At 41.2% G+C, this 18588-nt stretch carries 24 protein-coding genes; 11 read left to right on the top strand and 13 right to left on the bottom strand.

Features of this window, described 5'->3' with window-relative positions:
• Positions 1–69: 69 nt before the first annotated feature.
• From secA to nrdR, 9 genes are all read right to left on the bottom strand, one after another.
• Complete coding sequence (gene secA / locus B7699_RS03825; protein WP_084927200.1) at positions 70–2583, bottom strand: preprotein translocase subunit SecA; 2514 nt, start codon at positions 2581–2583, stop codon at positions 70–72.
• 145 nt (positions 2584–2728) lie between these two features.
• Positions 2729–3016 (bottom strand): hypothetical protein, encoded by a 288-nt coding sequence (locus tag B7699_RS03830; RefSeq protein WP_180947946.1) that lies wholly within the window; start codon positions 3014–3016, stop codon positions 2729–2731.
• 32 nt (positions 3017–3048) lie between these two features.
• Entirely contained in the window at positions 3049–3396 is a 348-nt protein-coding gene (locus tag B7699_RS09695; protein WP_084927201.1) for a hypothetical protein, read from the bottom strand.
• A gap of 65 nt (positions 3397–3461) precedes the next feature.
• Positions 3462–3797, bottom strand: a complete 336-nt coding sequence (locus tag B7699_RS03840) for a hypothetical protein (RefSeq protein ID WP_049544585.1) — start codon at positions 3795–3797, stop codon at positions 3462–3464.
• Positions 3798–3880: 83 nt separating this feature from the next.
• On the bottom strand, positions 3881–5191 hold the full coding sequence (gene der / locus B7699_RS03845; RefSeq protein ID WP_001207696.1) for a ribosome biogenesis GTPase Der: 1311 nt from the start codon (positions 5189–5191) through the stop codon (positions 3881–3883).
• 13 nt (positions 5192–5204) lie between these two features.
• A complete protein-coding gene (locus B7699_RS03850; RefSeq protein ID WP_084927202.1) occupies positions 5205–5918 on the bottom strand; it encodes an NADPH-dependent oxidoreductase in 714 nt (237 codons plus the stop codon).
• Positions 5915–6811: a primosomal protein DnaI gene (gene dnaI / locus B7699_RS03855; protein ID WP_084927203.1), complete on the bottom strand. Its 897-nt coding sequence runs from the start codon at positions 6809–6811 to the stop codon at positions 5915–5917. The genes B7699_RS03850 and dnaI overlap by 4 nt, the downstream gene beginning before the upstream one ends.
• Positions 6812–7981: a DnaD domain protein gene (locus B7699_RS03860; protein WP_084927204.1), complete on the bottom strand. Its 1170-nt coding sequence runs from the start codon at positions 7979–7981 to the stop codon at positions 6812–6814.
• The gene (nrdR, locus tag B7699_RS03865) at positions 7982–8455 is read right to left on the bottom strand and encodes a transcriptional regulator NrdR (RefSeq protein ID WP_001203672.1); all 474 of its coding nucleotides are present in this window, start codon (positions 8453–8455) and stop codon (positions 7982–7984) included. It lies immediately after the preceding gene.
• Between the two features lie 139 nt (positions 8456–8594).
• On the opposite strand from nrdR, the gene B7699_RS03870 reads away from it, so the two are divergent.
• From B7699_RS03870 to gggC, 4 genes are all read left to right on the top strand, one after another.
• Positions 8595–8960, top strand: a complete 366-nt coding sequence (locus tag B7699_RS03870; RefSeq protein ID WP_000119147.1) for a GntR family transcriptional regulator — start codon at positions 8595–8597, stop codon at positions 8958–8960.
• A 4-nt stretch (positions 8961–8964) separates the two neighbouring features.
• Complete coding sequence (locus B7699_RS03875; RefSeq protein WP_000054197.1) at positions 8965–9660, top strand: ABC transporter ATP-binding protein; 696 nt, start codon at positions 8965–8967, stop codon at positions 9658–9660.
• Positions 9661–9675: 15 nt separating this feature from the next.
• Positions 9676–10443, top strand: a complete 768-nt coding sequence (locus B7699_RS03880) for a hypothetical protein (RefSeq protein ID WP_049544581.1) — start codon at positions 9676–9678, stop codon at positions 10441–10443.
• A 139-nt stretch (positions 10444–10582) separates the two neighbouring features.
• Positions 10583–12130, top strand: a complete 1548-nt coding sequence (gene gggC, locus B7699_RS03885) for a streptosactin export ABC transporter GggC (RefSeq protein WP_049544582.1) — start codon at positions 10583–10585, stop codon at positions 12128–12130.
• Positions 12131–12181: 51 nt separating this feature from the next.
• Here gggC and B7699_RS03890 read toward each other — a convergent pair whose 3' ends face one another.
• Both B7699_RS03890 and B7699_RS03895 read right to left on the bottom strand, forming a co-directional pair.
• The gene (locus B7699_RS03890) at positions 12182–12877 is read right to left on the bottom strand and encodes an LrgB family protein (protein ID WP_084927205.1); all 696 of its coding nucleotides are present in this window, start codon (positions 12875–12877) and stop codon (positions 12182–12184) included.
• Complete coding sequence (locus tag B7699_RS03895) at positions 12874–13248, bottom strand: CidA/LrgA family protein (protein WP_000781325.1); 375 nt, start codon at positions 13246–13248, stop codon at positions 12874–12876. Before B7699_RS03895 ends, B7699_RS03890 begins: the two co-directional genes overlap by 4 nt.
• A 282-nt stretch (positions 13249–13530) precedes the next feature.
• On the opposite strand from B7699_RS03895, the gene B7699_RS03900 reads away from it, so the two are divergent.
• The 7 genes from B7699_RS03900 (at position 13531) to queF (ending at position 17078) form a co-directional block, all read left to right on the top strand.
• Positions 13531–13911 carry a MarR family winged helix-turn-helix transcriptional regulator gene (locus tag B7699_RS03900; protein ID WP_084927206.1) on the top strand — a complete coding sequence of 127 codons (381 nt, stop codon included), beginning with the start codon at positions 13531–13533 and terminating at the stop codon, positions 13909–13911.
• 99 nt (positions 13912–14010) lie between these two features.
• Positions 14011–14232, top strand: a complete 222-nt coding sequence (locus B7699_RS03905) for a DUF4649 family protein (protein ID WP_000570256.1) — start codon at positions 14011–14013, stop codon at positions 14230–14232.
• 14 nt (positions 14233–14246) lie between these two features.
• Positions 14247–14561 carry a thioredoxin gene (gene trxA, locus B7699_RS03910; protein WP_001029581.1) on the top strand — a complete coding sequence of 105 codons (315 nt, stop codon included), beginning with the start codon at positions 14247–14249 and terminating at the stop codon, positions 14559–14561.
• Positions 14562–14762: 201 nt separating this feature from the next.
• Entirely contained in the window at positions 14763–15416 is a 654-nt protein-coding gene (gene queC / locus B7699_RS03915; RefSeq protein ID WP_033684847.1) for a 7-cyano-7-deazaguanine synthase QueC, read from the top strand.
• The gene (queD, locus tag B7699_RS03920) at positions 15416–15859 is read left to right on the top strand and encodes a 6-carboxytetrahydropterin synthase QueD (protein ID WP_000464576.1); all 444 of its coding nucleotides are present in this window, start codon (positions 15416–15418) and stop codon (positions 15857–15859) included. The genes queC and queD overlap by 1 nt, the downstream gene beginning before the upstream one ends.
• The gene (gene queE, locus B7699_RS03925; RefSeq protein ID WP_000196472.1) at positions 15852–16568 is read left to right on the top strand and encodes a 7-carboxy-7-deazaguanine synthase QueE; all 717 of its coding nucleotides are present in this window, start codon (positions 15852–15854) and stop codon (positions 16566–16568) included. The genes queD and queE overlap by 8 nt, the downstream gene beginning before the upstream one ends.
• Positions 16569–16586: 18 nt before the next feature.
• Positions 16587–17078 (top strand): preQ(1) synthase, encoded by a 492-nt coding sequence (gene queF, locus B7699_RS03930; RefSeq protein ID WP_084927207.1) that lies wholly within the window; start codon positions 16587–16589, stop codon positions 17076–17078.
• Positions 17079–17286: 208 nt separating this feature from the next.
• Here queF and B7699_RS03935 read toward each other — a convergent pair whose 3' ends face one another.
• Both B7699_RS03935 and B7699_RS03940 read right to left on the bottom strand, forming a co-directional pair.
• Positions 17287–17955, bottom strand: coding sequence for an MIP/aquaporin family protein (locus B7699_RS03935; RefSeq protein WP_049551484.1), 669 nt, complete (start codon positions 17953–17955; stop codon positions 17287–17289).
• 147 nt (positions 17956–18102) lie between these two features.
• Positions 18103–18450, bottom strand: a complete 348-nt coding sequence (locus B7699_RS03940; RefSeq protein ID WP_042900485.1) for a winged helix-turn-helix transcriptional regulator — start codon at positions 18448–18450, stop codon at positions 18103–18105.
• Positions 18451–18588: the final 138 nt, after the last annotated feature.

An 18588-nucleotide genomic window follows, 5' to 3' on the forward strand; every position in this document is an offset into this window, starting at 1 on the left:
TTATAAATCAAACGGATACCAAGTAAAAATTTACTTTTCACAAGGTATCCGCCTCTAAACTATCTCATTTTATTGTCTTTTACCGTGACAGTTTTTAAACTTCTTACCAGAACCACATGGGCAAAGTTCATTCCGTCCAATCTGACTCAAATCCAAATCTTCTGGTATATTTGCTTGGTGAGCAGCGATATTGCGGGTCGCTGTTGTACTGATATGGTGTTCTGTTTGTGGTCTTTCTTGTTCATGAATTTGTGCTTTCATCATCAAGCGTGTCACATCAAACTCAATCGAACCAATCATGTCATTAAACATACGGAAACCTTCTGCCTGATACTCAACAACAGGGTTATTCTGAGCATAGCCACGAAGTCCAACCGCATTACGCAATTGATCGAGGGCATCGATATGATCTGTCCACTTGTTATCTACCACTCGTAGAATCAAAACTTTTTGGAATTCTTTAACTGCTTCTTCATCGCGTAGTTTTGAAACCTGACTATCGTAAACTTGCAAGGCACGTTGGAAGAGCTCTTCCTTAATTTCCTTATCAGACAAGCCTGACAAATCTTCCATCGTAATAGAATCTTCTGGAAGCAAGTTGTACTTAGCAAAGTTCAAAATTGCCTCTAGTTTTTCATCTTGTTTGGCACGCGCATGACCATCAACGACACGACCAATCGTGCGTTTGATCATTGACTGAATTTCAGGTGCCAAGTCACGGTCTGCAGTGATAACATCGTAACGTTGAGCGTAGATAATCTCACGTTGTTCACGCATGACGTCATCGTATTGAAGGACTTGTTTACGAGTATCGTAGTTATTTCCTTCGACACGTTTTTGTGCTGCTTCAACCTGACGTGTCAACATACGAGACTCAATGGCCTCTTCAGACATGTTCAAGCGTTCAAATATTCCCTTCAAGCGTTCAGAACCAAAACGTTTCATCAAATCATCTTCAAGAGATAGGTAGAATTGTGACTCACCTGGGTCTCCTTGACGACCTGAACGTCCACGAAGCTGGTTATCGATACGACGGCTTTCATGACGTTCTGTACCAATCACACAAAGTCCACCTAATTCGCGAACCCCTTCACCAAGCTTGATGTCGGTACCACGACCGGCCATGTTAGTCGCAATGGTAACAGCACCACGTTGACCAGCATTCATAATGATTTGGGCTTCTTTATAGTGGTTCTTAGCATTCAAAACTTCGTGAGGAACGCCAGCTGCGACCAATTTCTTAGAAATGTAGTCACTAGTTTCAACCGCTACTGTACCAACTAAGACAGGCTGACCTTTTTGGTAACGAGCCTTAACGTCTTCGACAACCGCCTTAAACTTAGCCTCGATACTTGCATAAAGAAGGTCTGAGTGGTCAATACGTTGAACAGGACGGTTTGTTGGGATTGGAATAACACGAATGTTGTAAATTTCACGGAATTCTTCTTCCTCAGTCTTACCTGTACCTGTCATACCAGACAATTTCTTGTACATACGGAAAAGGTTTTGGTAAGTGATTGAGGCAGATGTCTTGGTTTCATCCTGGATTGGTACACCTTCTTTGGCTTCAATAGCTTGGTGCAATCCATCAGAATAACGACGACCTTCCATAGTACGACCCGTAAATTGGTCGACAATCAAGATTTCTTGCTCTTCGCTCACAACATAGTCAATATCGAGAAGCATGATGTAGTTGGCACGAAGGGCATTATCGATAAAGTGAGTAAGAGCTACGTTTTCGATGTCATAGAGGTTTTCAAGCTTGAAGTAGCTTTCAGCCTTGTCAATCCCTGAATCAGACAAACCAATAGTCTTAGACTGCACATCGATGATGTAGTCGTCTTTGTCCAAAGATTTTACATAGTGGTCTGCCATGTGGTAGAGCTGACTGGTTTCAACTGCATTAGCACCTGATACGATCAAAGGTGTACGGGCCTCATCAATCAAGATTGAGTCAACCTCATCGACCAAGGCATAGTTAAGCGGACGTTGTACCATGTTTTCAGCACGAACGACCATGTTATCACGAAGGTAGTCAAATCCGATTTCTGAGTTGGTTGAGTAGGTAATATCACACTCATAGGCTTCTTTTTTCTCCATTGGAGATTTGGCAGCCAAGTTGATTCCTACTGACAAACCAAGCCAAGAGTACAATTCACCCATCTCAGTCGCGTCACGTTCTGATAGGTATTCATTGACTGTAACTACGTGGACCCCTTTACCTGAAAGGGCATTGAGGTATACGGGCATGGTCGCAGTCAAGGTTTTCCCTTCCCCTGTACGCATCTCTGGCACGTCACCATGGTGAAGAACGATTCCCCCCATGACCTGAACCTTATATGGGAAGAGACCTAGGACACGTTTGGCACCTTCACGGACAACCGCAAATGCTTCATAAAGCAACGAATCCAGTGATTCTCCATTTTGATAACGTTCTTTAAATTCAACTGTTTTTGCTTTTAGTTGGTCATCTGTCAAAGCAGCCATTTGGTCTTCGTATTTGAAAACCTTGTCAGCCATCTTTTCCAGACGACGGATTTCTCCTTTATCATTTTCGATAATTGTTTTTAAAATATTAGCCATGTTTTTCCTTACTTTAAATTCCGAATATTTTAGAATGTTCTTTTAATTTTAGCACAATTACTGATTATTTTCAAGGAAGAATCCCCATTTTGAAAAGGAAAAAGAGGCTAGTTTCCAAGCTAACCTCTCTGATTTTTATGATACTTTAATTGCCAAAAATCGGCAAAATCGCAAATAGGATAAATAGATTAATCCAAAGAGAAAAACAGCAGATCAATCCAAAAACAAAGAGACTGACTTTCTTGGACAGCAAGGCCATCAAAATAGACAGAATACCAAAAACTAGTAAAACTTTCTGCATGATTAAGAGATTGATAGATATTCCCAGAACTGGTTTATCCCAAGGAAGAAAGAAGAAAGCCAGCCAGATCAGCAGAACTAAACCAATATAGAATTTAGAATATTGTGTAATAAATGATTTTAGACGTGTCATAAGCTACCTCCTATCAATAAAAACCATATAAATCAATACCTTCCACCTTTTGACTTCCCTAGTTCTCGTCTCAAGCGAAACATGTTTTTGAAAAAGATATAGGTTAACCAGTCACTGCCTAGAGATAAGACTATCAGAAGCAACCAAACACCCCAATCACTAGCATCTGATACATAATCTAGAACAAAAGGGAAAAATAAGAATGAAAAAATTGTCATATCCATGCTAAACAGAGCTAAAAGGGAAATATAAATCCAGTAAAAATAGTATAAGATGGGGAAAATTTTACTGTTTCTGTCAGCATTGTCTATCCAATAGAAAAAATATAAACAAGGAAATAAGAGTATTAAATGAAACCAATTAAACGACAGTTTCATCATCGACACCTCCTCTTTAAAATTGTTTTCTTTAGTTTCGTTCTATTAAATGTTCTTACCAATATAAATCAATGCCTTCCACCTTTAGACTTCCCCAGTTCCCGTCTCAAGCGAAGCATTTTTTTGAAAAAGATATAGGTTAACCAAGAACTGGAAAAAGCAATAAGTAGTAATAATAGCCAAATGCCCCAAGACTTGATGTCTGCCACATTTCTCAATAGGATATTGAAAAATAGGACTGAAAAAACTGTCCAAGCAAGGCTAAAAAGAGCATAGAGGGTGATGTAAATCCAGTAAAAATAGTAAAAAATTGGGAAAAATTTACTATCTCTGTTGGCCTTTTCAATCCAGCTGAAAAAGTAAAAACAGGGTAATAAGATTAACAATTTAAACAAATGTTCCATCATCAACACCTCTTTTTGATAGCGCTTTCTTCAACTTCATTTTATCAAAAAAATCTGGAAATGTCATTCCAGATTCTGCTTTTTTATTTACGTTTTCTTGCGATGAGATGAATCGGTGTTCCTTCAAAGACAAAGGCCTTGCGGATTTGATTTTCCAAGAAACGCAGGTAAGAAAAGTGCATGAGTTCTTCTTCGTTGACAAAGATAACAAAGGTCGGTGGTTTAGTTGCCACTTGAGTCGCATAGAAAATCTTGAGACGTTTTCCTTTGTCTGTCGGTGTTGGGTTGATGGCAATAGCATCCATAATCACATCGTTCAAGACAGCTGATGGGATACGTGTGTTTTGACTTTCGCTGATTTGCTTGATCATCTCAGGCAGTTTGTGGAGACGTTGCTTGGTCAAAGCTGATACAAAGATAATCGGTGCGTAAGGTAGATATTGGAACTGCTCACGGATATCTTCTTCCCAGTTTTTCATAGTGTGGTTGTCTTTTTCAAGCGTATCCCACTTGTTGACCACGATAATCATCCCTTTACCAGCTTCATGGGCAAATCCTGCGATACGTTTATCGTATTCACGGATTCCTTCTTCCGCATTGATGACCATTAAGACCACATCTGAACGGTCAATAGCACGCATGGCACGCATGACAGAGTATTTCTCAGTATTTTCATAAACCTTACCAGATTTACGCATACCAGCAGTGTCAATCATGGTAAACTCTTGGCCATCTGTATCTGTAAAGTGGGTATCAATGGCGTCACGAGTTGTTCCAGCAACTGGACTGGCAATGACACGGTCTTCGCCCAAGATAGCATTGATCAAGCTTGATTTTCCGACGTTAGGACGACCAATCAAGCTAAACTTAATCACATCTGGATTTTCTTCTTCATATTCATTTGGAAGATTTTCTACGATAGCGTCTAGCACATCCCCTGTACCGATACCATGGACAGATGAGATAGGCAATGGTTCACCCAAACCGAGGGCATAGAAATCATAGATATCATTTCGCATTTCAGGGTTGTCCACCTTGTTAACTGCGAGGATAACTGGTTTATGGGTCTTATAAAGCTTACGGGCTACGTATTCGTCTGCATCGGTAATTCCTTCCTTACCAGACACGACAAAGACGATAACATCTGCTTCTTCCATGGCAATTTCTGCCTGGTGCTTGATTTGTTCCATGAAAGGAGCATCGACATCATCGATTCCTCCTGTATCAATCATGCTAAACGAACGATTGAGCCACTCACCCGTCGCATAGATACGGTCACGTGTCACTCCTTCGACATCTTCTACAATGGAGATTCGCTCACCAGCGATCCGATTAAATAGGGTTGATTTCCCAACATTGGGACGTCCTACAATGGCAATAGTTGGTAGGGCCATAATTTCTCACTTTCTACAATAACTTCTTCTGTTCAAGATTTTTTCTAGTTGAGTTTGGTTCTGCTTGACCAAACTGTTCTGCTAGACGCTGACTCCAGCTTGTGGTCGCACGTGCTCCAGCATAGTCCGCCTGTACACGGTCATAAGCTTGGATTGCCTCAGTGGACTGTTCTCGGTATTCTTCCTCAAATACCACTTGATGCAATGGCAAACGAGGTTTGACTTCATGTTCTTCATTTGGTAAACCTAGTGCCATCCCAAAGACAGGATAGGTGTAGTCAGGTAGGTTAAAAAGCTCTGCTACTTCTTCTGACTTGTAACGTACCAAGCCAATAATGACACCACCATAGCCCAAGCTCTCAGCTGCAAGCAGGGTATTTTGACCAGCAAGGGCCGCATCGACTGAACTAATCAAGAGACCTTCCACACCTTGGGGTTGGAATGAGTCTGTATGAAGTCGGGCTCCCTTTTCTGCTCGGTTCAAATCTCCGACAAAGAGAAGGAAAACAGCTGACTGACGAATGGCTTCTTGAGGCACCAATTCATACAAGGCATCTTTCTTTTCTTGACTTCGCACTACAATCACAGAGTAGGATTGGAAATTCTTCCAAGACGAGGCCATCTGGGCTGCTGTCAGGATTTCAGTCAAGTCTTCCTGAGGAAGGGCTTGCTCCTTAAATCTTCGAACAGACTTATGAGCTTTCATCAGTTTAATCGTTTCTGTCATCGGCGGTTTACTCCTTCTAAACGAGTCTCCTCGGCCAAATAACGGATGCGTTCCATGACCCGTCTGGCTTCCCAGGTTTCGTTATCTCCTTTCTTAACTTTAGCAAAATGCTGCTCCAAATCTTCAAAGTTGAAGTTGGAGGTGAAAAAGGTCGGTAAATTTTCCTGCATCCGATATTGGAGAATGACTTGCAGGATTTCATCCCGCACCCAAGCTGTTGATTGCTCAGCACCAATATCATCTAAAATCAGGACTTCAGAAAGCTTAATCTCATCCACCAAGGTCTTAACATTGCCATCACTGATGGCATTTTTGGCATCAATGACAAAGCTAGGATAGTGGAGAAGAGTGGATGAAACACCACGTTTTTCTGATAAATCATGAGCCAAGGCAGCCACCATGAAACTTTTACCCACACCAAAGTCTCCATATAAATAAAGACCTTTTCGAATAGCTGGATATTGCTCCACGAAGGCTAATAGTTTTTCAAAAACTGGCAAGCGACCCAAATCATCCAAGTCTACTTGAGCCAAACTAGCTTTCTTGAGACTGGCTGGCAGATTGATTAACTTAAGACGGTTTTTAATAGCCGCTTCTTTTTCTGCTGCGATTAGTTCAGGAGTTTCTTCATAAGAAACATCCGCATAGCCATGATTCATAACCAAAATCGGCTTGTAGCCTTTGGCAATATAATCCGTATCCCCACGGAGAAATTTGTCACGCTCGGTGATGTACTGATTAAACTTGGAGATACTGCGATTTAATTCCTCTGGAGTCAAGGATTCTTGCTGGATAAAGGCCGCAACATCAGGATCCTTCATGATTTTTTGGACCAAATCTTGATAATGAAAACGGCTAGGTTGACGTTTGAGTACGTCTCCGACACTTTCCATCTAATCTCCTCCTTTTTCTAAGCGAGCTAATAGTTCTTGTTTCTTACGTTCTAGTTCCAGACGAGTTTCCTCGCTGGTTTCATTCTTATAATCTGGATTGCTCCACTTGGGTACATTGGACTTAGCAGGATTCGGTTTACTAGCCTTTTGAGCCTGGCTCTTCTGCCCTCTCTCACGGATGCGCAAGACTGCCTCTTCTGCCGAATGAATTTTTTGATAGGCATAGTCATTGGCTACCTTCATGGCATATTTCTCATTGATATTTGCCGAATCCACCTTATTAAAGGTCAACAAGAGAATGATATTGATGACTTCGTCCAGCAAGCCCAAGCCAGCCATCTGTTGCAAGAGTTCTCTCTCTGTTTGGGTAATGGTTCCCTTACGTGTTTGCTTGATTTCTGCCAAGAACTGCATGGCAGTTTTACTTTTGGCCTCTTTGATAATGGTTGCTTCCTTAGGACTAAAGTCAGAGGAGACAGGTTTTTGAGCTATTTTTTCCCGCATGCGTTTAGTTGAAATAACCTGGGAAACAGCTGTTGACTTGGCCAATTGATAAGTTTCAAACCAAGTCCATTTCTTCTCCTCGGCAATGGCAAAGAGGTTTAAGACATCGGACTGCTCATCCGCAAAACGAAGCCCATCTCGAGCCATAAGCTGACGAAAATGGTCCAAGTCAAAATCGTTGGCCACTTTCTTCTTGAGACCAAGGTCTTCTTGACTTCCTAGTTCTGCCAAATCTGGAAAGACTTGATTGAGTGAGACAGGTATTTCTTCTCCCTCAGCACCCTCAACTTTCAAATTCTCCACAGCTGCATCGCCAATCTTTTTCTCTAAAAGTCTGCGATAAACAGGATGTTCCAAGAAGTCCTGACTCGAAAGAGGAGCATGGAGAGCTAGCTGATAAACATCACCCTTTTGATAGAGGGTCAAGAGATTGAAAGCAGATAGGATTTTTAGGGATTTTATCAGTCTATCCATCCCAAAGTTGAGATGGTTAAGAATGCTTGAAAAAAGATATTCCTTTCTACCATTATCCCAAAAACTGATCGTATAAAGATAAAGGCTCAGTGCCTCCTGACCGATAATCGGGAGGTAGCACTGTACCAGAGATGAGGTATCTTGCGACACCCGATTATTCTTTAGATAAGAAAAACGGTCAATTGGCTTCATTTATCTTTCCTTTTTCTTTTTAGAGGACTGAGTGATTTGTTGGAGCAAGCTCTCTAACTCACTAACATCCTTAAAACTACGATAGACACTGGCAAAACGCACATAGGTAATCTCATCTAACTCAGCCAACTCCTCCATGACGAGTGAACCAATGTCCTCACTTTGAATTTCATTTTCATTTCGACCACGGAGTTTCTGTTCGATACGATTGACTACCATGTTGATTTCATCACTTGACACAGGACGTTTCTGGGCTGAGCGGATAATCCCATTAAAGATTTTATCTCTGGAGAATTGTTCCCGCGTGCCATCTTTTTTAACAACCACTAAGGTTCTTTCTTCTACTCGTTCGTAGGTTGTAAAACGGTGCTGGCATTCGTCGCACTCACGTCTTCTACGAATGGTGTTCCCTTCTTCTGCTTGGCGACTATCGATAACACTTGACTTGGTAGCCCCACATTTTGGACAACGCATCCTTTCCCTCCTTATCGTTTTCTTTTCATTATACCATTTTTTAAACGATTCCCAAAACAATTCTTCTTTTTGCTTGACAAGTTTTTTGTTTTGTTGTATTATTTAATTAAGACAAAAGGATGAAAGAAAGGAGACCAAGATGTCCTGGACATTTGACAACAAAAAACCCATCTATTTACAGATTATGGAGAAAATCAAGCTTCAGATTGTTTCCCATACACTGGAAGCCAATCAACAACTTCCAACCGTGAGAGAGCTAGCTAGCGAGGCTGGTGTCAATCCCAACACCATCCAAAGAGCCTTGTCAGACCTTGAACGAGAAGGCTTTGTCTACAGCAAGCGAACAACTGGACGGTTTGTAACTGAGGATAAGGAACTAATCGCCCAATCGCGCAAACAACTATCCGAAGAAGAATTGGAACACTTCGTTTCCTCCATGACCCATTTTGGCTATGAAAAAGAAGAACTACCAGGCGTAGTCGGCGATTATATTAAAGGAGTTTAAGCCTATGTCATTACTAGCATTTGAAAATGTATCCAAATCTTATGGAGCAACCCCAGCCCTTGAAAATGTTTCCCTTGACATCCCAGCTGGAAAAATTGTTGGTCTCCTTGGCCCAAACGGCTCAGGAAAAACAACCCTGATTAAACTAATCAATGGCCTCTTACAACCAGATCAAGGACGTGTCCTCATTAACGACATGGACCCAAGCCCAGCAACCAAGGCTATCGTAGCTTATTTGCCAGATACGACCTATCTCAATGAACAAATGAAGGTCAAAGAAGCCCTAACCTACTTCAAGACCTTCTATAAAGATTTCAATCTTGAACGCGCCCATCATCTACTTGCAGACCTCGGCATTGATGAAAATAGTCGTCTCAAGAAATTATCAAAAGGGAACAAGGAAAAGGTACAACTGATTTTGGTTATGAGCCGTGATGCTCGTCTCTATGTTCTGGACGAACCCATTGGTGGAGTGGATCCAGCAGCCCGTGAGTATATCCTCAATACCATTATCAACAACTACTCCCCAACTTCTACCGTTTTGATTTCTACCCACTTGATTTCTGATATCGAGCCAATCTTGGATGAAATTGTCTTCCTTAAGGACGGAAAAGTCGTCCGTCAAGGAAATGTAGATGATATTCGCTATGAGTCTGGTGAATCCATTGACCAGCTCTTCCGTCAGGAATTTAAGGCCTAAGCAAAGGAGATTATTATGTTTTGGAATTTAGTTCGCTACGAATTTAAAAATGTCAACAAGTGGTATTTAGCCCTTTACGCTGCCGTGCTAGTTCTTTCCGTTCCCATAGGAATGCAAGGACACTATTATAATTATGTATCTTTCAAAGATAGCCAACCTGTCTTACTTTTCTTTCTGGCTCTCGTCTTTGGTGGATTGATGATTACACTTGGGATTTCAACCATTTTCTTGATTATTAAACGATTCAAAGGTAGTGTCTATGACCGACAAGGCTATCTGACCTTGACCTTGCCAGTTTCTGAACACCATATCATCACAGCCAAATTAGTTGGAGCCTTCATTTGGTCTATCCTTAGCTCCACTGTACTAGCTCTAAGCGCTTTTATTATTGTTACCATAACGGTTCCAGAATGGATATCAAATTCTGAGTTGATTCCACTTGTAGGAACATTCCTTCCTCAACTCTCTCTTATAGGGGTATCCTTCCTACTAAATACCATCTCAGGAATCCTCTGCATCTACTTGGCTATTTCCATCGGACAACTGTTCAATGAATACCGTACCGCACTAGCCATTGTAGCTTATATCGGTATCCAAATCGTCATTGGATTTGTAGAAGTCTTCTTCAATACCAGTGCGAACTTCTATGTCAATTCACTTGCAGGATTTAATGATAATTTCTATATGGGAGCAAGTACGAGTATTATTGAAGAACTCATATTCATAGCTATATTTTACCTCGGAACCTACTACATCTTGAGAAACAAGGTTAATTTGCAATAGTTTTAAAGTCTAGCGACAATAACTCGCTAGACTTTTTTCGTTCTCAGGACTTACATTTTTAATATGAAGTATTTAATAAAAAAGAGTATAATAACTTTAAAATTGATTACATGTATATCGATAAGGAGGGCAACTCTTTATGCTGAAAAGATTTGTTACTAAGAAGCACCTCATACTTTACTTCTTTTCTATTGCCATTACTTGGCTGGAAGCAATTATCACACCAGCCCTTGTTCAAAATATTGTTGCTAGTTTTACCAATCAAGAACTAGGCCTTCTTTGGAAAGTTTTGATTTTAGGAATCCTTGGTAATCTCATCCTCTTACTGGGTTTGGCTGGGAAACGTTATTACTACGCTCGTTTGATTACTGACTTCAAATATGGAATCAAGAGTGCTATTTTCAAGCGATTTTTAAACAGTTATGAGATTGATGAAAAAGATATCTTGTCCGACCTAGAAAACGACGTCAAGCAACTAGAAGAAAACTATATTGAGCCAACGATCATCATCATTTCTTCTCTGGGCTTTACCACTGTGTCCATTCTCTATGCCCTATGGACCAATTTTTACCTGGGCTTGATTTTCATCCTCTTCTACTCCTTTCCTGTACTCTGCAGTGCTATCGGATCAAAGCGTTTGGATTCACTTTCTGAAAAGCGGTCCACTGTTAACCAGAGCTACTTAGCAAGCTTGACAAATTTTATTGGTGGTAGCCAACAAATTCGCCATTATCAGGGGCAAGACTACTTTTTTGCTCGCTATCAAAAGCAATTACAAACCAGTCTAGATACCGAAATTAACTATGAAAAGCAACGAACTTTAAACAGTCTCTTGATCAATAGCATCGATGCCTTTTGTTCTGTCACACCAATCGTCATCGGTGGCTTTATGACCTACTATAATTATTTAGATGCGGCGAGTTTTGTGGCCATCTATCTAGTTTCCCATAATATCGGCTATCAATTCCAAGAGTTGGCTTACTTTACCAACACCCGAAAAGCTACTCGAACTCTTCTCAACAAATACCAAGAACTTTTGGGCCAGTCTGACTCCACCTCTCCTAGAAGCATAGAAAATATTTTCCCTATCCAACTTAACACCATCTCCCTTGAAAAAGATGGGAATATCCTCTTATCTCCGATTTCCATACACATCAAGCAAGGAGAAAAAATCGCCATTATCGGGGAAAGTGGCTCTGGTAAAACAACCCTGCTCAATATCATTCATGGAAAAGAGACATCAACAAGTGGACAGATTAGCTTTGCTGGTCAAAACCTGTCACGTAAAGAAATCACAAGCTTTAGTTCCTATATCCTCCAAGATAGCCATTACTTTGACACGCTATCTCTGGACGACAATATCCTTCTAGGACTAGATAAAAATCCAGAGACTTTAAATCATATCCTCAAAAAAACAGGATTAGAACATTTGAAAAATCGAACGCTCAGCAATGATAGTCTGTCTGGTGGCGAGAAACAACGCCTCGAAATCGCTCGAGCCCTCTACCATGATAGCCAACTCATCTTAGCAGATGAGATTAAGGCCAATCTTGACTCGGAAAATAGCAGAAAAATTAGCGACTTGCTCTTCTCCCTACCTCAAACAGTCATTGAAGTCATTCACCACTACACGGAAGAAGACTTAAAACACTATGACCAAGTCATTCACTTAAGTAAAGAAAAGTAATAGTCTATAACATACGATTTTAAAAAGCAAGGAACCCGAATTCCTTGCTTTTTAACTCAATATCAAACTGGCTACAATAGGGCTGACAAAGACATAGAGAATACCGGTGACACCGATAGCCAAACCACCCATGGCTCCTGCTACAGAACCGTATCGAAAGGCTGTCCCTGTTCCAACTGCGTGGCCTGTTCCTCCAAGGGAAAGACCAACAGCTACTGGATCATCTATTTTCAACCACTTCAAAAGGGTTGGTCCGATGACACTGGTTAAAATCCCAGTCGCCACTACAACCACCAAGGTCACGGTCGTCAGACCTTGCAATTTTTCTGTGATTCCCACTGCCATGGCGGTTGTTACTGACTTAGGAAAGAGAGAAATGGCTAGGAAAAAGTCCATACCAAATATTTTCGCCACAAGGGCTGTGAAAGATGTATTGACAACTACTGCTAACAGACTACCAAAGAGAATACTCCGTGCATGGTGCTTCATCAAGTGAAAACTCTTATAAAGCGGAATCCCTAGAGCCACAGTCGATGGGACAATCAAGTTGTTCAAATAAACCCCACCTTGGTAGTAATCTTGGTAAGAAATACCCGTCAGCTTTAGAAAGATGATAATAAAAACAGTTGACAAAAGTAAGGGCGTTGTCAATGGATGGGGAAAACGCCTGTAAATCAGCATTCCCACTAGATAGGCTAGGATAGACAAGGCAAGCCCAAACAGGGGATTGGAAACAAATTCACTCATTTGGCATCTCCTTTCTCATAATCTCCCTCAAACCGTCGTTTGATAAACTGAACCACCAAAGCAATAAGGATAATATTGATGACTGCTGCAAAAAAGACAATCAAAACGATGGGCAAGAGATAAGGAGCAATCACATCAAACTTCTCCATGATTCCCACTGCTGGCGGCAAAAAGAGAATGGTCATATTGGCCAGCAAGAAATTCCCCACCATGTTGACATGCCTGGTTCTCAGCCACTTGAACTGCAGGGCTAGAAAGAGAATAATCAAACCGATAATACTGCCTGGGATAGGCAAATGAAAGAAACTGGAAATTCCCTCTCCGATTAGAGAAATCACAAAGAGAATCATTAATTGAACATATAATTTCATCCTAAACTCCACGAAATAGACTTCTTGCATACCAGTTTACTCTTTTTTCAGAAAATTTCAAGGAAATGCACAAGAATCATTAAAAATTAGAGAGGAAAGGGGATACAGACAATTCTTGACTTGTGAAAACAGGCATGATTTAGGATAAGAGATGCCAGCATCCTTCTTGCCAGCTTTCTTGAAAAGTAGTATAATTATTGCATGCGCAATCATCTTGTGATGCAGAGATTGTCCGTTAATGGACTTTCTTCTATTGATAACTCTAAAAAGAAAGGAGATACTATGACCTATTTGGAAAAATGGTTTGATTTCAATCGGCGTCAGAAAGAAATTGAAAGTCTCTTGGAAGAGACTATTGCCCAGCAGAGCGAGCAAAGTCTAACCTTGAAAGAGTTTTACCTGCTCTACTATCTGGACTTGGCTCAAGAAAAATCTCTACGCCAGATTGACCTGCCAGATAAGCTTCATCTAAGTCCGAGCGCTGTTTCTCGGATGGTGGCTCGTTTGGAAGCTAAAAATTGCGGTCTGCTTAGTCGCAGGTGTTGTGATCAAGATAGACGCTCTAGCTTTATCTGCCTGACAAGTGATGGGCAAAAGACACTGGCCTCTCTACAAAAGGCTGTTGAAGAAAGCTTGGAAACTGGTTTGGATTTCTTGGTTTAAGATGATTTTAGAAAAAAGTTGCGTGCGCAATCATTTTTCTTGACATTCTCTTTTACAAGGAGTAAAATAAAGTCATCATTAAACAAAGGAGTTTTTAAAATGATTGAAATTACCTATCTAGATGCCAGCAAGAACGAAAGAACTGTGACTTTCGAGTCTTATGAAGATTTTGATCGTTCACAACAAGCTTGCCTTATCGGCGTCGCAGACTACTACCCAGTCCAAAAATTAACTTACAACGGTCATGATTTGGACTACCATGGGACTTATGGAGATGTCTTCTTCTATCTCATGAAACAAGATTTAAGCCAATATAACTAAAAAGGAGAAATACAATGGCAAAAGCAATTACAGATGCAACATTCGAACAAGAAACAAAAGACGGTTTGGTCTTGGTAGACTTCTGGGCAACTTGGTGTGGTCCATGTCGTATGCAAGGTCCAATCTTGGATAAATTGTCTGAAGAACTTTCAGAAGATGTCTTGAAAATCGTTAAAATGGACGTTGATGAGAATCCAAACACAGCTCGTGCTTTTGGAATCATGTCTATCCCAACTCTTCTCTTCAAAAAAGACGGCCAAGTTGTCAAACAAGTTGCTGGTGTTCACACAGCAGAACAAATCAAGGCCATCGTTGCGGAATTGAGCTAATCACATTAGAGACCAAGTACTTTCTTTGGTCTCTTTTTTCTTGCCCTTTGCCATTTTTCAAAAAATATGCTAGACTGTAGGTAGAATATTACGATGTTTGGGACATGCCATCGCTAAAAAAAACCTCTACTTGGTATTTTTTAGCTCCCTCATGGGAGCTTTTTGCGTGCTCTGAACATTTCCCATTTTGGAAGGAGTACTATGAAACGTCAATCAGCCTTGGTCGTCTTTAGTGGCGGTCAAGATTCCACAACCTGCCTCTTCTGGGCCAAAGAACACTATGAAACAGTCGAAGCTGTCACCTTTGCCTACGGTCAACGTCATCATCTCGAAATTCAAGTTGCCCAAGAAATCGCTAAGGAACAAGGCATTCGTCATCACATCCTAGATATGTCTCTGCTGGGACAAATCACTGAAAATGCCCTGACTTCTGATATGGAGATTAAGCAAAAAGAGGGAGAGGTTCCCAATACCTTCGTTGATGGTCGCAACCACCTCTTTCTATCCTTTGCGGCAGTTCTTGCCAAACAACGTGGCATTAAAGACATCGTGACAGGTGTTTGCGAGACAGACTTCTCAGGCTACCCTGATTGTCGAGATGTCTTTGTCAAATCCCTCAATGTCACCCTCAACCTTGCCATGGATTACGACTTTGTTATCCAAACGCCTCTCATGTGGCTGGACAAGGCTGAAACTTGGGAGTTAGCCGATCAACTCGGTACCTTTGACTACGTTCGTGAAAAGACCTTAACCTGCTACAATGGAATTATCGGAAGCGGCTGTGGGGATTGCCCAGCCTGCCACCTACGTCAACATGGTCTAGATGTTTATCTCTCACAGAAAGGAGAGGTCTAATGTTTTTTGCACCCAAAGAAATCAAACAAGAAACTGGGGAGTCTCTTGTCTACAATCCTCACAGAACCTTGGTATCAAAAGAGTTCACTTTCGATGCTGCCCACCACCTCTTTCACTATGAGGGGAAATGCAAATCCCTTCATGGCCACACCTATCATCTGCAGATTGCTGTTAGTGGATTTTTAGATGAGCGTGGCATGACCTACGATTTCGGAGACATCAAAGCTATTTACAAGAACTACTTAGAGCCCCACTTGGATCATCGCTATCTCAATGAAACTCTGCCTTATATGAACACGACTGCTGAAAATATGGTTTACTGGATTTTCCAAACCATGAGTCAAGAGTTACCTGATGAGCGTGGTCTTCGTTTGGAATACGTTCGCCTCTATGAAACTCCGACTTCCTTTGCAGAGTTTAGACGGGAGTGGTTAGATGACTAGGGAACGTGTCCTCAAACTACCAGTTCTGGAAATTTTTGGCCCTACCTTTCAAGGTGAAGGTCGTGCTATTGGGCAGAAAACCATGTTTGTCCGCACTGCCGGTTGCGACTACCACTGCGACTGGTGCGATTCTGCCTTTACTTGGGATGGTTCTGAAAAACCAACTCGCATGACAGCTGACGAAGTCATTGCTGAGTTGGATAAACTAGGGAACTACGACTATGTAACCCTGTCTGGCGGAAATCCCGCTATCCTAGCAGCCAACATGGCTGAACTGGTCACCAAGCTCAAGGAACGTGGTGTCACCCTTGCTGTTGAGACCCAAGGCTCTCGCTGGCAAAATTGGTTAAAAGATATCGACCAGGTTACTCTGAGTCCCAAACCTCCTTCATCCAAGATGGAAGTCAACTTTGAGACCCTGGACTTTATCGTTTCCCAACTGGATCCAGACAAGGTCACCTTTAAAATCCCTGTCTTTGATGATGCAGATTTAGCCTTTGCTAAAGGAATACAAGAACGCTACCAACCAGATGTCCTTTTCTTATCTGCTGGAAATCCTGAACCCAAGGCTACAGGAAATATTATCCAAGATCAACTGGACCGTCTCAAAGAACTCTGGGAACGCGTCGCTGCCGACGATAGCTGGGGCAATGTCCGCGTCCTTCCTCAACTCCATACCCTCCTCTACGATAATCAACGTGGTGTTTAAGATTAGAAAGAAAAAATCATGTCACAACAAGAAGAAATGAAAAACCTCAGCCTACTGGGCAACAAAGAAACCAACTACATCTTTGACTATCAACCAGATGTCCTCGAATCTTTTGACAATCGTCATGTGGAAAATGACTATTTCATCAAATTTAACTGTCCTGAATTTACCTCACTGTGTCCAATCACTGCTCAACCAGACTTTGCGACCATTTATATTTCCTACATCCCTGACAAGCTCTGTGTCGAGTCAAAATCCCTCAAACTCTACCTCTTTAGCTACCGAAACCACGGAGATTTCCACGAAAACTGTATCAACACCATCGGGAAAGACTTGGTCAACTTGCTAGACCCTCGCTATTTAGAAGTCTGGGGAAAATTCACTCCGCGCGGTGGCATCTCAATTGACCCCTACTACAACTACGGTAAGCCTGGAACTAAGTATGATGGCTTGGCAGAACAACGCCTCTTCCAACACGACCTTTATCCAGAGAAAATTGACAACCGTTAAACTCATACTCAATGAAAATCAAAGAGCAAACTAGGAAGCTAGCCGCAGGTTGCTCAAAACATGGTTTTGAGGTTACAGATAAAACTGACGAAGTCAGTCACATATATAATCCAAGGTGAAGCTGACGTGGTTTGAAAAGATTTTCGAAAAGTATAATACGAAAAAGCCCTGTTCCTCAAGATGAGGAGCAAGGCTTTTTGAGTTTCAATTATTCTTCTGTTCCAAGGAAGTTTCTTGCAACAAGGGCTGCAAGAACTCCACCAACGATTGGGGCAAGGATAAAAATCCAAACTTGTTGAAGGGCTACGCCACCTACCAAGACAGCTGGTGCCAAGCTACGAGCTGGGTTTACTGACAGTCCAGTGATGTTCAATCCCACAAGAATCATTGCCATCAAGGACAAACCGATTACCAAACCAGCAATCGCGCCATTGCCCTTGCTTTCTGATGTCACGGTCATGATAACCAAGACAAACAAGAAAGTTGCAATAACTTCAAACAAGAAACCACCAAAGACAGTGACACCGTTTGCCAAGGCATTTTCACCAAGACTAGCAGTTGACATCCCTGAGTTAGCCAAGAGGAAGAAGACAGAAGCAGATGCTAAGAAGGCTCCAACTACTTGTCCAAGGATGTAGTTTACAAGCTCTGAAGATGACAAACGTTTGTTAACAAACATAGCAATAGAAACAGCTGGATTCAAATGAGCACCTGAAACAGTTCCGATTGAGTAAGCTGCAACTACGATTGCCAAACCAAAGGCAAAGGCAATCCCTAGGTGACCAAGGCCATCAAGACCATTTCCAAAAACAACAGCTCCTGTTCCGATGAACACAAGCATGAACGTACCGATTAATTCAGCGACAAATTTTTTCATTTTCTTTCTCCTTTTTTCAAAAACTAGATACTAGTCTATCAAAAGAGGGAAAGGGTTTCAAGAAAATTGTTTGGAAAAATACTGGTTTGCCTCACTATCTTTTAATTAAGGAATTAAACAGAAAATACATTTCCTCTATAGGACTTATCAGTTGCTTATCTCACTAGCATTTAGCAACTTGATATAATCTAGACCCCATTTCTCGACAGCATCTAAAACAACTCTGAATTCCTGCCCCATTTCAGTTAAGCTGTACTCAACTCGTGGTGGAACTTCGGCATAGACCTTTCGTTGAACAATCTTATCCTTTTCTAATTGACGGAGATGACGGGTCAAAATAGTTTGAGTAATCCCAGGCAATAATCTCTGCAATTCTTTAAATCGTTTGGTACCCGTACTCAACTGATAAATAATTACCAGTGCCCATTTCCCCGTTAAAACCCTCTGCGTTGTCGCAAATGGACAAATACCATACTCACTCACTTTATTTGTCATAAAATATCTTCTTTCTATTTTTTAAAAAAATTTTATCTTTTAGTATCAATAATAGTACCACTTTTGATACTAGCTATCGAAAAAGTGTCTACTTGTTTTTTTGTTTGTAACTGTTACAATTATATCATAAAAAAGAAA

The sequence above is a fragment of the Streptococcus mitis genome (assembly GCF_002096835.1).
GTDB lineage: Bacteria > Bacillota > Bacilli > Lactobacillales > Streptococcaceae > Streptococcus > Streptococcus mitis_W.

Excerpts from the sequence above, each read along its gene's own strand:
- secA (WP_084927200.1), bottom strand. The coding sequence starts at position 2,583 with ATGGCTAATATTTTAAAAACAATTATCGAAAATGATAAAGGAGAAATC.
- B7699_RS03830 (WP_180947946.1), bottom strand. The coding sequence starts at position 3,016 with ATGACACGTCTAAAATCATTTATTACACAATATTCTAAATTCTATATT.
- B7699_RS09695 (WP_084927201.1), bottom strand. The coding sequence starts at position 3,396 with ATGATGAAACTGTCGTTTAATTGGTTTCATTTAATACTCTTATTTCCT.
- B7699_RS03840 (WP_049544585.1), bottom strand. The coding sequence starts at position 3,797 with ATGGAACATTTGTTTAAATTGTTAATCTTATTACCCTGTTTTTACTTT.
- der (WP_001207696.1), bottom strand. The coding sequence starts at position 5,191 with ATGGCCCTACCAACTATTGCCATTGTAGGACGTCCCAATGTTGGGAAA.
- B7699_RS03850 (WP_084927202.1), bottom strand. The coding sequence starts at position 5,918 with ATGACAGAAACGATTAAACTGATGAAAGCTCATAAGTCTGTTCGAAGA.
- dnaI (WP_084927203.1), bottom strand. The coding sequence starts at position 6,811 with ATGGAAAGTGTCGGAGACGTACTCAAACGTCAACCTAGCCGTTTTCAT.
- B7699_RS03860 (WP_084927204.1), bottom strand. The coding sequence starts at position 7,981 with ATGAAGCCAATTGACCGTTTTTCTTATCTAAAGAATAATCGGGTGTCG.
- nrdR (WP_001203672.1), bottom strand. The coding sequence starts at position 8,455 with ATGCGTTGTCCAAAATGTGGGGCTACCAAGTCAAGTGTTATCGATAGT.
- B7699_RS03870 (WP_000119147.1), top strand. The coding sequence starts at position 8,595 with ATGTCCTGGACATTTGACAACAAAAAACCCATCTATTTACAGATTATG.
- B7699_RS03875 (WP_000054197.1), top strand. The coding sequence starts at position 8,965 with ATGTCATTACTAGCATTTGAAAATGTATCCAAATCTTATGGAGCAACC.
- B7699_RS03880 (WP_049544581.1), top strand. The coding sequence starts at position 9,676 with ATGTTTTGGAATTTAGTTCGCTACGAATTTAAAAATGTCAACAAGTGG.
- gggC (WP_049544582.1), top strand. The coding sequence starts at position 10,583 with ATGCTGAAAAGATTTGTTACTAAGAAGCACCTCATACTTTACTTCTTT.
- B7699_RS03890 (WP_084927205.1), bottom strand. The coding sequence starts at position 12,877 with ATGAGTGAATTTGTTTCCAATCCCCTGTTTGGGCTTGCCTTGTCTATC.
- B7699_RS03895 (WP_000781325.1), bottom strand. The coding sequence starts at position 13,248 with ATGAAATTATATGTTCAATTAATGATTCTCTTTGTGATTTCTCTAATC.
- B7699_RS03900 (WP_084927206.1), top strand. The coding sequence starts at position 13,531 with ATGACCTATTTGGAAAAATGGTTTGATTTCAATCGGCGTCAGAAAGAA.
- B7699_RS03905 (WP_000570256.1), top strand. The coding sequence starts at position 14,011 with ATGATTGAAATTACCTATCTAGATGCCAGCAAGAACGAAAGAACTGTG.
- trxA (WP_001029581.1), top strand. The coding sequence starts at position 14,247 with ATGGCAAAAGCAATTACAGATGCAACATTCGAACAAGAAACAAAAGAC.
- queC (WP_033684847.1), top strand. The coding sequence starts at position 14,763 with ATGAAACGTCAATCAGCCTTGGTCGTCTTTAGTGGCGGTCAAGATTCC.
- queD (WP_000464576.1), top strand. The coding sequence starts at position 15,416 with ATGTTTTTTGCACCCAAAGAAATCAAACAAGAAACTGGGGAGTCTCTT.
- queE (WP_000196472.1), top strand. The coding sequence starts at position 15,852 with ATGACTAGGGAACGTGTCCTCAAACTACCAGTTCTGGAAATTTTTGGC.
- queF (WP_084927207.1), top strand. The coding sequence starts at position 16,587 with ATGTCACAACAAGAAGAAATGAAAAACCTCAGCCTACTGGGCAACAAA.
- B7699_RS03935 (WP_049551484.1), bottom strand. The coding sequence starts at position 17,955 with ATGAAAAAATTTGTCGCTGAATTAATCGGTACGTTCATGCTTGTGTTC.
- B7699_RS03940 (WP_042900485.1), bottom strand. The coding sequence starts at position 18,450 with ATGACAAATAAAGTGAGTGAGTATGGTATTTGTCCATTTGCGACAACG.